A 12,527-nucleotide genomic window follows, 5' to 3' on the forward strand; every position below is an offset into this window, starting at 1 on the left:
AAATTCGCATCAATTGTGCGCACTTCGCCCGTCCCACCGATCAGCCCGTCTCCGTGCCTCAGTGTCTCCGTGGTGAACCAGTCTTCACGAAGACCACACCAAGGGTCCGCAACTTTGCAACCGGGTCCGCACGATCCGCTCATGATGCCGCGCGTGCCCCACGATCACGTACGCCCAAGCCCGCACGCTCATCACGACGCCACCGGAAGTGCCGCGCCGTAGCCAGGCGTCGTCGTCCAGATGCTCGAACAGAAATAGGTTGGCGCGCCTGACATGCTCGAACTCCTGCACCAACCCTTGCTGTGGGTAGGTCGAGAAATGCGCCTGCCGGGCGTACTCGTTTTCCTCGAAACTCGCCAGCGGCGTCTGGTCGCCGCGGGCCGTGCGTAGCGCGCGATAGGCGAAGATCCGTTCGCAATCGGTCACGTGCCCGAGGACTTCCTTGATCGTCCAGGTGTAGGGCGCGTGCAACGTCATCGCCTGCTTCTCCGAGAGTGGCTGCAAGAGCGCCAACAACTCGTCGAGTTGCCGGGCCAGCACATCCTCGATATGCGTCTCGGGCACCAGAGGGACATAGTTTGCGAAGCCGCCGCCGAACTCGTCGGCCGTGGGCCGTGCCAATTTTGCAGTTGTCATCACGTGTTTCCCCGTCGAAATGACTGCCGTCTGTTATGAATGCTCGCGCCCCGTGGGTTAGAATTCTACATCTGCCCCGCATCGTCAGCACGTCGGCCGGCACAACCGCGTGGCATGCCCCTGTCGACCAATCGCCTCGGACCGTTATCATCCCACCATGGGTTATCGCACACTTGCCGCTTGCATTGCCGATCTGGAACGCACGGGCCGCCTGGTGCGCATCGAAGAGGAAATCGCTCCCTATCTCGAAGCGGCCGAAATCCAGCGCCGCGTGTACGCCGCGCAAGGTCCAGCTGTTTACTACGCGCGCGTCCGCGGCACTCCCTTCCCGATGGTCAGCAACCTATTCGGCACGCTCGAACGATTGCGCTATATCTTTCGCGACACGCTCGCGGCCGTTTCTCGATTGGTCGAGTTGAAGGTCGACCCCGGCCGCGCCGCGCGGCGGCCGTGGCATTACTTGCCGGCCGCGCGTGCGGCCCTGCACATGCTCCCCAAGCGCGTGCGTCGCGGAGCCGTGCTCGCGCACGAAACGACGGTCGATCAACTGCCGCAACTCACCAGTTGGCCCAAAGACGGCGGCCCCTTTGTCACGCTCCCCGAGGTCTATACCGAAGACCCCGACGCGCCGGGCTGGCGGAAATCGAACCTGGGCATGTACCGCGTGCAGCTGGGGGGGAACGAATACCGGAAGAATGTCGAAGTCGGTTTGCACTATCAAATTCATCGCGGCATCGGGGTACATCATGCGGCCGCGATCCGCCGCGGCGAACCGCTGCGCGTGAACGTGATTGTGGGCGGGCCGCCGGCCCTGGCCGTGGCCGCCGTAATGCCGCTGCCTGAGGGTTTGCCGGAACTGACCTTTGCCGGTGTGCTCGGCGGCCGGCGCGTGCCGCTCGTCTACCCCGCCGCCCGCTTGCCGATTCATGCCGAAGCCGATTTCTGCATCAGCGGGTTCGTCGAACCCCATCGGCAATTGCCCGAGGGACCCTTTGGCGATCATCTGGGCTACTACTCGCTGGCCCACGACTTTCCCGTGCTGCGCGTAGAGCATGTCTATCATCGTCCTGGCGCCATCTGGCCATTCACCACGGTGGGACGGCCACCGCAAGAGGACACCAGCTTTGGCGCGTTCATTCACGAGCTAACCGGGCCTGTCGTTCCGACCCTGGTCGCTGGCATCCGCGGCGTACACGCGGTCGATGCGGCCGGTGTCCACCCGCTGCTGCTGGCGATCGGCAGCGAGCGTTACGCCCCCTACAACGAGCGCCGGCAGCCGCAGGAGCTGCTTACGCAGGCCAACGCGCTATTGGGCCAGGGGCAAATGTCGCTGGCCAAGTACCTGCTGATCGTGGCCGAAGAGGATCAACCGGGGCTCGATATTCACGACATCGGCGGATTCCTCACGCATCTGCTCGCGCGGGTGGATTGGCGGCGCGATTTGCACTTTCAAACGCGCACCACGATCGACACGCTCGACTACTCGGGCAGTGGGCTGAACGAGGGCTCAAAAGTCGTGATCGCCGCGGCCGGCCCCACGGTGCGCGAGCTGCCGACTGCAATCCCAGCAGACCTAAGGCTGCCGGCCAGCTTTGCCGAGCCACACCTGGCGCTGCCAGGCGTGCTGGTCGTGCGCGGGTCGAAACATAGCGTCACGCATGACACAGCGATCGAGGAGTTCACCGCATCCTACAATGCGACCGACCCCATCAATCGGTTCCCCCTGCTGGTGATCGTCGACGATAGCGAGTTCGCGGCGCGATCCTTAAGCAACTTTTTGTGGGTCACCTTCACGCGCTCGAACCCGGCCGCCGATATCCAAGGGATCGGCGCCACTAGCGAGCAGAAGCATTGGGGCTGCAGCGGATCGCTGGTGATCGACGCACGCATCAAGCCGCACCACGCGCCGCCGCTACTCGAAGACCCAGAAGTCACGCGGCGCGTCGATCGATTGGGTGCGCCCGGCGGACCGCTGCACGGTATTATTTGAGTGCGACACGGAATCGGCGGCCCCTGTCCGCCAGCTACGTACCGGCCAACCTGGGCAACGTCCGACAAGCCGCCACGCCTGCCGACAAGACACGCGAATCCCTATGCTCGTCCCCTTGCTGATTCTGGGCTGGTGCTTTGTCGTGGGGGCTTGCGTCGGCAGCTTTCTGAACGTAGTGGCATGGCGTATGCCCAACAGGATGAGCCTCTCCTGGCCCGGTTCGCACTGCCCGCAGTGCAAGAAGCCGATACTGCTGCGCGACAATGTGCCGGTGTTCGGCTGGCTGTGGCTGCGGGGGCGATGCCGCACATGCGGGGTGCACATCGCGGCGCGTTACCCGATCGTCGAGTTCCTCACCGGCGCGGCGTTCGCGGCGCTAGCGTGGGTGGAATTGGCCGGCGGTGGCGCGAATCTGCCCAGCGCGGTGCCAGGCGGGGACGGCATCGCGTTCGTTTCGCTAGAGTCGTTGCTGTACGTGTGGGTTTATCACGCGTTGTTAGCCGCCTTCTTGATCGTGGCGTCTTTATTCGAACGCGACGGCGCGCGCATCCCGCGTGGGTTCGTCATTGCGGGGCTGCTGGCTGGAATGCTGCCGCCGCTGCTTAACATGCCGGACTTGCAACCGTTTTTGACCGCGGGCAGAGGGTGGCTCACAGAGCCGGCTTGGCTCTCGCAACTTACAACCGAGTGCATTGGGCCGCTGTGCGGTGCCGCGATAGGATGGATCGTCAACGTGGGCTGGAACGGCGGTCGCGGTGGTCTATGGACCGGTTGCAGCTTTGTGATGCTTGTGTTGACGTTCGTCGGCGCGTTTCTGGGCTGGCAAGCGGCGCTGACCACGGCCTGCGCCGCGGCGCTCTTGTTATTGGGGCTGCGGCTGGCCGCTTTGGCTGCCGGCCGCACGTTTGCCTACCCGGCGGCAGTGACGGCCTGCATGGCCTTCGCACACATTCTCGTTTGGCGGCCCCTAACGGAACTGCCCTGGCCAGGAACCTATCTCACGAATGAGCAGATTGGCATTACGAGCGCAGTGACAGTCGGCGCCAGCGTGGCGCTAGCAGCAATCGCACGATTGCGGCCGAAGATCCCTGCAAGAGCGCTTTGAGTCTTACCACGATCATGTGATCTGTTTTTCGACGACGGGAGACACAGCGTGAACGATGCATCCACCTCGCAGGCCGCCGGTGCACCTGTGGCGCTCGTCACCGGCAGTGGTTCGCCGCGCATCGGCAATGTGGTGGTGCGCACGCTCGCTGCCCGCGGCTATCGCGTGGTGATTCACGCCAATCGTTCTGTAGCTGAGGCGCAGGAGACGGCCGCCGAGCTACAGGCCCGCGGCACCGAGGCTTTGGCCGTCGCCGCGGATTTGCACGATGAACCTGCAATCAACGATATGATCCGCCGCGCGCAGGAAAAGTTCGGCCGCATCGATGCCCTGGTGAATTGCGCCGCCATCTGGCAGCCGAAACCGCTCGAGCAGGTTACGGCCGATGACGTCCGCCGGAACTTCGAGATCAACACGTTGGCCACGTTCCTGTGCTGCCAAAAAATCGGACTGCTCATGGTCCAGCAGCCTAGCGGCGGGGCAATCGTCAACTTTGGCGACTGGGCCATCGCCCGGCCGTATTTGAATTACGCCGCCTATTTCCCCTCCAAGGGGGCCATTCCGACACTCACGCGCAGCTTCGCCGCTGAACTGGCCAGCCGCAATCCACGTGTTCGCGTGAATGCCATCATGCCGGGCCCGGTCATGCTGCCTTACGATTTGTCAGCCGACGAACGAGAGTCGGCAATCGCGGGCACTTTGCTACGTCGGGAAGGACGCCCCGAAAACGTGGCCGATGCGGTCGTATTCCTCCTGGAGAACGACTACATTACCGGCGTCTGCCTGCCGGTCGATGGCGGCCGGACCATCCACGGTATTGCGTGAGCCGTGGTTGTAGGGTGACGCCATCGACAATCGCACTGCTGGGCAACCCGGTATTCGCACGCGAAAGACGTGGGCTGCGCGGGCCGTTTCCGCAGTAGAGGGTGTTTTCAGGGATGCCGCCATTGGCTGGCACCTCCGGTGCATAATCTTCCGAAAATCGTGCTACGCTGGCTGCTGCCGGTGATTGAACGGAACGTTTTGAAAGGCGGTATCGCGATGTCCGCATGTTGGAGGAGCCGATTACTCGTGCTGCTCCCGGCGCTCGCGCTCGCCGCGTGGTGGTCGATCGCTTGGTCCAGCCGCGCCGAAGACGCCGCGGCATCCAAAGACGATTCGGCCAGGCTCTATCTCGCGCGGGAAGGGCTCTCGCCCGACGGCCTGCTCGACTTCATCGACCGCATGAAGAACAAGCCGAAGAGCATTCGCTCGCGGCCCGGCTTCTCGCTAGCGATTCTCGACGCCGCCGACCGCATCCTGGCCACGGATGCCGACCCCGCATTGAAGTCGGCAGCGCTCGTCGAAAAGCTGGGTGAATTACACTACAAGGCCTGCCGAGGAGACGCCGCGGCCGATCAGCAGATCAAAGACCTGCTGGCCACGATTCGTGGCGACGGTCGCCAGAAGATTGCTGCCGAAGTGAAGTTCCTCGATCTGGAACAGCGCGTCCTGGCGGCAGACGATTTAACTCCCGAGCAGCTTCCCGCGCTACTGGACGAAGTGCGGACCTATTTCACCGCCCAGACGCCGCAATCACGTGATCTGCGACTGGCGTCGAGCACGGTGCGGATCATCAACCGTTTGGCCAGCGACGAGCAGGCCCAAAATGCCTATCGCGACTTCGGCGCACTGTTCGCGCGCAGCAACGATCGCGAACTGGCCCGTTACGGTCACAAGATAGAGCAAGGGACCAAGCCACCGAATTTGATCGGCAAGCCGCTGGAACTCTCGGGCACGCTGGTCGATGGCGCGCCGCTCGATTGGAACGCCTATCGGGGCAAGATAGTGCTCGTGGATTTTTGGGCCACCTGGTGCGGCCCCTGTGTGGCCGAGATGCCCGCGGTGAAAGAGAACTACGAAGCCTATCACGATCGCGGTTTCGAAGTGATCGGCGTCAGCCTCGATCAGGAACGCGAAGCCGTGGAGCAGTTCCTGCGCGAGGAGCAGATCCCTTGGCCCAACCTGTTTAGCGAGGGCGAGGCCGGGGGCTGGAAACATCCCTTGGCCGTGAAATTCAAAATCCAAGCCATTCCGGCTACATTTCTGGTCGACCGGGAAGGCAAGGTACTGGCTGAAAACGTGCGCGGTCCGCAACTGGCCAAGCAACTGGCGCAATTGTTTACTGAAAAGAATGCGCAGCCACCGGACAAGTGATCGCGTTTTCGCGGGCGGGCGCCTGCCTAGTTAATGCCGCCTGCCGGCGAGTACCTGGCGTGCTCGCCCGAAAAGATTTGATGAAATCGTCTTAACGTGGGAGGAGTCGCGCGTGCGAATGGGAAAGTGGTTACAAGGCACTTTGCCTGGCGAGCCTGTTTCGAGTGCCACGCGCGAGGCGTTGCGCGCCAGGCTGCGAACGGTCGCCTACTATCTTCCGCTGGCCGCGCATAAGAGCGATCGCGACGTAGAGTACGTCCATCAACTGCGGGTGGCCACGCGTCGTGCCGTTGCGCTACTGCGAATCTTTCGTCCGCTGCTGGCCGACAAAGACGCCGAACGACTCGATCGGCAATTGAAAAAGATCCGTCGGGCCGCGGGCGAGGCGCGCGATCTCGATGTCTTGGGGCGGCGCATCGGCGATTGGGTCGAGCAGCGTCGCACGGCCGCTCGCGAGGCGCTGCTGGCGCGTGTCGAGCATTACCGCGATCGCGCGCAAGCGCCGGTGCGGAAGGTGCGCACCAAAATGCGTCGCAAGCGGTTCGCCGACCGTATCGATAAAATCGTCAAACGCGTCCATTGGCGCGCCCCCGGGCAGGAGCCAAGCTTTGCCGCGGCAGCGGCCGGCTGCCTGCGGACCGTGGCTGAACCTTTTTTCACGGCCGCCGCCGGCGACACCGCCGATCTGGTCGCCTTGCACCGCTTTCGCATCACGGCCAAGCACTTGCGGTATTCGATGGAAGTTTTTGCCGCGGCCTTCGACGCCGACTTTCGCACAAGCCTGTACCCGATCGTCGAAGACGTGCAGACCCGGCTGGGCGAGATTCACGATCACGCCGCGGCCCTGGAGCGATTTCAGGGATGGCTGCTGGCTTGGGAAAAAGAGCCCGAGACCGAGGCTCTGCGCGAATTGGCGGACATCGAAAAAGCGGCCTTGGCCACCACGCGGCAGAATTTCATTCGCTGGTGGACGCCCGAGCGCGCCGACGACCTGCGGCAGCGCTTCGATCAGGCCCTGGCGATACAAGCCGCGCATCCCGGCGAGAAATACGCCTAAACCGCCTCACCCTCAGCACACGGACCGGAGCGCGGCAGCGCTCCGGTCCCCATGACACGCTAAGCGCGCCGTGTCGAGTGGGCGGCTCAAGCCTTGCCGTTGAGCGGCGAGGCCACGATCTCTAGAAATCGGCCGCCGCTTTCGTACCAGCCATAACGGGTGAAGCGGCACCAGTGCAGATCCATCAAGAAGCCGACCCATTGGTCAGGACCCTGCTCGAGCGAGGCGATCACGCGGCGGAACGGCAGCGGAGCCGGATGAAAAAACCCTAGTCCCGTTTCCGAGATCTGCTTGCCCGCTGCCACTACGGGCGGGCCCACCTGCGTGCTGCCATCGGGCATGACCGGCGTGAGCACGATCAAATGCGGATAAGGGTAACGGTGCGCCCGGCGGCGCTCGACCATGCGTTCACTCGGAAAGCTGCTGGCAAGCAATGTGCGCACGCTGGTCGCCACGTCGGCATCGGGAGTGTGTCCGCGCCCGATGACATTTACCGCCGCAGGGGCCGTCGAAACCGTTGCCATTGTGTGCTTCTCCCAGTGAACGTGGATCGAGCCAGACTCGTTGAACCGTGTCCAACAACCGGTGAACAAACAAAAGCGCCCGAGGGATAGGCGTAAGGAACCGAATTCGATTTGCGTAGAGACACGCTCGGCAGCCGGAGAAGGGATGATCGGCCGCCAACGGATACTTACGTCAGTAATGATGGGCCGTCAAATCGTCCGACGGCGCCGAAGGCCGATTTACGGCCCCTCGGGCAATTGATGCCCGAGTTTTTCGCGTTTTGTGGCCAGATATCCCGCGTTATGCTCGTTCATGGGGGGCAAAATCGGCACCTGGTCGACCACTTGCAGGTCGAAGCCGCCATAGATGAAGGCGTCCGTCTTTTTCGGATTATTTGTCAGCAGCCGCACCTTGGTCAGCCCCAGGTCCTTGAGCAACTGGATGCCCACGCCGTAGTCGCGGGTGTCGGCCTTGTAGCCGAGCGCCAGGTTGGCCTCGACCGTGTCGAGCCCCTGATCCTGCAGGCGGTAGGCCTTGAGCTTTTCGATCAATCCGATGCCGCGTCCCTCTTGCGGCAAGTACACCAGTACGCCGGCCCCTTCGCTGCCGATCATCTGCAGCGCCATTTGCAGTTGGTCGCCGCAATCGCAACGCAACGAACTGAGCAAGTCGCCGGTAAAGCACGAAGAGTGCAAACGGACCAAGGGCGCCGCGACCTTGGAGAGATCCCCCATCACCAGCACGATCGGCTCCTGGCCTTCGTAGCGCACGCCGTAGGCGATCACGTCGAACATGCCGTACCGCGTGGGCAGGCGGGCCGGCTCGTTCAATCGATAGACCAGCTTCTCACTGCGGCGGCGGTGACGAATCAACTCTTCGATCGAAATGATTTCCAGGTGATGCTGGCGCGCCAGGGCAAACAACGCCGTGCGATCGGCTCGGCTGCCGTAGCTGTCGAGAATCTCGCACAGTACGCCGGCCGGCGCTAGACCCGCCATCCGCGCCAAATCGACCGCGGCCTCGGTATGTCCGGCGCGGCGTAGTACGCCCCCTTCCTTGGCCACCAGCGGAAACAGATGCCCGGGGCGCACAAAATCGCTGGGCATGCTGCGCGGATCCACCAGGGCCCGAATCGTCGTAGCGCGCTCTTGGGCGGTGATGCCCGTCTTGGACGTGCGATGATCGACCGGCACCGTAAAGGCCGTTCCCAGTGGGGCGGTATTGGTCTCGACCATGGGGGCCAGCTTGAGCCGCTCGCAGACCTCGGGCAGCAGCGGCGCACAGACCTGGCCGCGGCCGTGTGTGATCATGAAATTGACCACCTCGGGGGTCGCCTTCTCGGCGGCACAGATAAAATCCCCTTCGTTCTCCCGATCCTCTGCATCAACCACAATCACCAGGCGCCCGGCCGCAATGGCCTCGACTGCCTGTTCGATGGACGAGAAACCGCTGGTCATGCTCAACTCCCAAGATCGCCAGCCGCGACGGAAAATAAAGGGACTCGCCGCCGGCGGCAAAAAATACCCCAAAAATCGCGATAGCTTATTATAGATGCTGCGACACCAGCCGTCACCGAAAGGATCGGACCCGGCTGCGTTTAGTCGTCGTGCAAAACCGCAGGGAATCTCATGTTGGATCGTGAGGAATACATCGAGCAGGCCTATTTCTTTCGCATTCTCGGCGAACGAGCCCAGCAAAACATCGCCACCCAGGACCTGCTGAAATCGGTACGCGAAGAGATCCTGGCCACGACGAAGCTGCCGATGGCGATCGACTTTCTGGCGGCCGAGTTGAACCTGGCCGGCGTCTTTGCGCCGGCCATGGCGCGGTTGGCCCATTATTTTACCCCGTTCCAAACGTTCGTCGTCGAGATGGCCGAGTCGGAACGGGGCAAATTCGATTTTACGGTGGCGTTGGCGATACTCGAACGCGAAGCGACCTATCGCGCCGAAGGGGCCACGCGGCAGGGAATTTTTCTCTATCAGTTTGAATGCGTGTCGCGCAACCGCCTGGGCTACGATCGTGGCCTGGATGCGATCGCCGCCGACCCGATGTTCGACGAAGCGTGGCGCGAGTGGATCAAAACCGTGCGCCGTCAGATCGGGCTGATCGACTTCGCCGACCTGGTCTACGTCCGCAGCGAACATTACGTGCAAAGGCGCGCTCGCGCAGGCCAAACCGCCGAGGAAGACAAGCCGGCCTTGTTTGGCGTGAAAGAAGGGCGCATCGCGCTAGCGAACCGTCACAAGGACCCGCTGCTGCTGTTTTCGGCCCTGGAGCGGCACCTGCACTATCCGGCCGTGCCGCGCCTCAAACCAGTGGACGAGAGCCGGCAGATTCTGCCGAATCTGCAACGTCGAATTGAACGGCTAGAGACGCGGCTGAAACTGATGGAGGAGGAGCAGAAGGGGGGCATCGACCTGTCGAAGTTCTACGGCCGAAGGATCGAAGTCCCGGACGAGGATGCTGAGTAGTCACAGATCAAGCAGCCAGCCTCCACCGCTCGAATCGATAATCAAAGCTTGTTGCGTGCCAAGCTATTTCGTGCCCGAGTCTGCTTGCGACGGCCATACGCCAGCATGGCAAGCCCACCGAGCGTTGCGAGAATGATCGTCGAGGGCTCGGGAACATTGGGCACCACGGCACACGCTGCGGTTAACTGTTTGAAGAGGGGACCGGTGCCGTGCGTTGCGTCGGAAAGGATCGTGCGATTTCCGGTCGCCGGATCGACTTGAACCAAAGTGCTTGCTAAAAAACCTCCCTCGTAGAGCGTGCCATCCGCGGCGACTCCGATTTGGCCACCGTCACCCCCAAAAAACGGTCCGGTACCCACGCCGATTCCCGTGACGAGCGTGCGATCTCCGGTCACAGGATTAACGGATATGATTCCTGCGCCAGCGTAGGTGGTGCCAATGTACAGATTGCCTGAAGGGCCATACTCCACATCAGTTAGGTTTTTACCTTGTGGGACGAATGGGCCGCTCCCCACTGTGTTGCTTGATATGACAATAGTAGTTCCGGTGATGGGGTCGAGCCGCTCGACAGAGTTTATGGCTTCGTTTGCGATGATCAGGTCACTGCCATTGGGCAGGAAGCCGTAAACGGCGAATGTCGAGGTTAGCGAGGCTCCGGGGATCTGAGTCCGATTGCCCGTCGTAGGGTCGACATTTAGCAAACTTCCGCCCGAGAGAATGATCTGGCTGCCCACCTGGCGAGCTGCGGTAAACTGATCGTACGGTCCCGTGCCGACAGATGGCGAACTGATGATCGTGCGGTTTCCCGTCGCAGGGTCCACCCGCATCAGCCCGTTCGCCCCGACTAGTAGACTTCCGTCAGAAGCGAACGTGACTGACGGGATAGTGCCGGAAAAAGTAGGTCCGGTGCCATGCGTGTTGTCTGACAGAATCGTCCGGTCGCCGGTCACAGGATCAACCACTATTAGCCCGTAGTCGGTGTCGGTAGAACCGATTTCCGCGCCAATGACGACGTCGCCAGGGCTGAGCGTGACTGCATGAACCGCCGATGCCCGTACACAAATGATCACGAGCCACGCGCCGGCAAACACAATGGGAAAGAACCCACGCCCGCAACACGAAGATTCGTTTGATGCCATGCAAACAAGTGCCCTGGTGGAACCTCGGAAAGGTCCAGTGCGTGTAGCAGGCGCGTACAATAGCGCCTGGGAATTAACGGGATCGCGCTAGAAAGTCGACGAGAAATGGATCGCGAGAGAACAAACGCGATCGATCGCGTCGCGGTCGGCGGCAGAGGATGGCCAGTGGCGTGCTCCGAGATTTGGGCAACGTGCTTGAAAAGCTAACCTCGCCGAGAGCCGATAGCAAGAAATCGCCAAGGGGCTACTGGCAACACCGGTCTGGGCGCATTGCCGAGTACCGGGTGCCATGCCCACGCCAAGCGTGGGCATGCGAATCCGCCCCACGGTCCCAAGCTGGCCCCGACGCCACCCCCACAACCGCCGTGCGGCGCTTGGCCATCTCCCACGCTGGCAACGCCCCGGCTGTCAGTTCTGTAAGCAAATTCGCGGCTTCAGGCCGGTGCGGCGGCCAAAATCTCGCCCATTCTTAAAACCCCGCAACTGACGTTCAACCGGACGATGGATCGTGGTACATTCGATTAACCGCCCGGATTTGACGTTTACTGAAGATATTTCGAGCCCGGGCCGCTTGTTGCCGATTCACGTGGGTGTTAATGTTGGCGCAGGTAGCAAATTCGACCACCGTAGGGTGGTGTAGTCGCTATTCCCGCCGCATCGCAGCGAGACCAGACGGAACGCCAGCTTAGCTTGGCCGCACGTAGCCCTCCGCATATCCGCACACGCCCTGGCGGATACACGGTCTGCTGTTCGAGGTACGGACTGTGGACATCGAGCTCAATCTGATGACGGAATCCGTCGACCACGCCGGTCCCGTTGCACCGTTATGCGTTGAGCCCGGGACGCCGATCCGTGACGTCTTACTATTGCTGCGTGAGCGCAATCGTCCGAGTGCCTTGATTTGCCGCGACGGTGCGCTGGTGGGCGTCTTCACCGAGCGTGACGCCTTGCGAGTCATGGCCAACGACATGGATTTGTCGGGCGCGATCGAGACGGTGATGACACCCCAGCCGGTTTCGATTCGATCCGGCGAGAAGGTCGGTGCGGCCGTACAAAAGATGGCGACCGGCGGCTACCGACGTCTGCCGATTGTCGACGACCTGGGCAAGCCCGTCGGCATCGTGCAGGTTTCCGGCATTGTCCACTACCTTGTCGAGCATTTTCCGAAAACGATTTACAACCTCCCGCCCGTGCCTTACCCGGTGACGCAACAACGCGAAGGGCCGTAGATTTTTGTTCCCACCCTGGCGCCCGCGGTCGCTGGCCCGCACTCCGAGCGCCTCCGAATAATTCCGACGAGTCACAGTACTCTCCAGCGTTTGACCTCTATTTAAGGAACATCGAGTCGATGGCCACGAGTACCGGAGTCTCTCCTCGCGAGAACACACACACTCAGAAGCCTGTCAAGGAATTGATTGCTGCCACC

General features: G+C 62.0%; 11 protein-coding genes. 7 read left to right on the forward strand and 4 right to left on the reverse strand.

Features of this window, described 5'->3' with window-relative positions:
* Positions 1–84: 84 nt before the first annotated feature.
* Positions 85–636, reverse strand: a complete 552-nt coding sequence (locus VGG64_23835; GenBank protein HEY1602656.1) for a DinB family protein — start codon at positions 634–636, stop codon at positions 85–87.
* A 157-nt stretch (positions 637–793) separates the two neighbouring features.
* On the opposite strand from VGG64_23835, the gene VGG64_23840 reads away from it, so the two are divergent.
* From VGG64_23840 to VGG64_23860, 5 genes are all read left to right on the forward strand, one after another.
* Positions 794–2,626, forward strand: a complete 1,833-nt coding sequence (locus VGG64_23840) for a UbiD family decarboxylase (protein ID HEY1602657.1) — start codon at positions 794–796, stop codon at positions 2,624–2,626.
* A 103-nt stretch (positions 2,627–2,729) separates the two neighbouring features.
* Complete coding sequence (locus tag VGG64_23845; protein ID HEY1602658.1) at positions 2,730–3,731, forward strand: prepilin peptidase; 1,002 nt, start codon at positions 2,730–2,732, stop codon at positions 3,729–3,731.
* 48 nt (positions 3,732–3,779) lie between these two features.
* The gene (locus VGG64_23850; protein HEY1602659.1) at positions 3,780–4,556 is read left to right on the forward strand and encodes an SDR family oxidoreductase; all 777 of its coding nucleotides are present in this window, start codon (positions 3,780–3,782) and stop codon (positions 4,554–4,556) included.
* 246 nt (positions 4,557–4,802) lie between these two features.
* On the forward strand, positions 4,803–5,927 hold the full coding sequence (locus VGG64_23855; protein HEY1602660.1) for a TlpA disulfide reductase family protein: 1,125 nt from the start codon (positions 4,803–4,805) through the stop codon (positions 5,925–5,927).
* A gap of 118 nt (positions 5,928–6,045) precedes the next feature.
* Positions 6,046–6,984, forward strand: a complete 939-nt coding sequence (locus tag VGG64_23860) for a CHAD domain-containing protein (protein ID HEY1602661.1) — start codon at positions 6,046–6,048, stop codon at positions 6,982–6,984.
* 86 nt (positions 6,985–7,070) lie between these two features.
* Here VGG64_23860 and VGG64_23865 read toward each other — a convergent pair whose 3' ends face one another.
* Positions 7,071–7,508 (reverse strand): hypothetical protein, encoded by a 438-nt coding sequence (locus VGG64_23865; protein ID HEY1602662.1) that lies wholly within the window; start codon positions 7,506–7,508, stop codon positions 7,071–7,073.
* A gap of 219 nt (positions 7,509–7,727) precedes the next feature.
* Entirely contained in the window at positions 7,728–8,945 is a 1,218-nt protein-coding gene (gene ribB / locus VGG64_23870; protein ID HEY1602663.1) for a 3,4-dihydroxy-2-butanone-4-phosphate synthase, read from the reverse strand.
* 171 nt (positions 8,946–9,116) lie between these two features.
* On the opposite strand from ribB, the gene VGG64_23875 reads away from it, so the two are divergent.
* Positions 9,117–9,962 (forward strand): hypothetical protein, encoded by an 846-nt coding sequence (locus VGG64_23875; GenBank protein HEY1602664.1) that lies wholly within the window; start codon positions 9,117–9,119, stop codon positions 9,960–9,962.
* A gap of 41 nt (positions 9,963–10,003) precedes the next feature.
* Here the strand turns inward: VGG64_23875 and VGG64_23880 are convergent, their stop codons facing one another.
* Positions 10,004–11,101, reverse strand: coding sequence for a PEP-CTERM sorting domain-containing protein (locus VGG64_23880; protein ID HEY1602665.1), 1,098 nt, complete (start codon positions 11,099–11,101; stop codon positions 10,004–10,006).
* 764 nt (positions 11,102–11,865) lie between these two features.
* Between VGG64_23880 and VGG64_23885 the strand changes: the two genes are divergently transcribed.
* On the forward strand, positions 11,866–12,330 hold the full coding sequence (locus VGG64_23885) for a CBS domain-containing protein (GenBank protein HEY1602666.1): 465 nt from the start codon (positions 11,866–11,868) through the stop codon (positions 12,328–12,330).
* Positions 12,331–12,527 lie beyond the last annotated feature (197 nt).

It is taken from the genome of Pirellulales bacterium (assembly GCA_036490175.1).
In the GTDB taxonomy this organism is placed as follows: domain Bacteria; phylum Planctomycetota; class Planctomycetia; order Pirellulales; family JACPPG01; genus JACPPG01.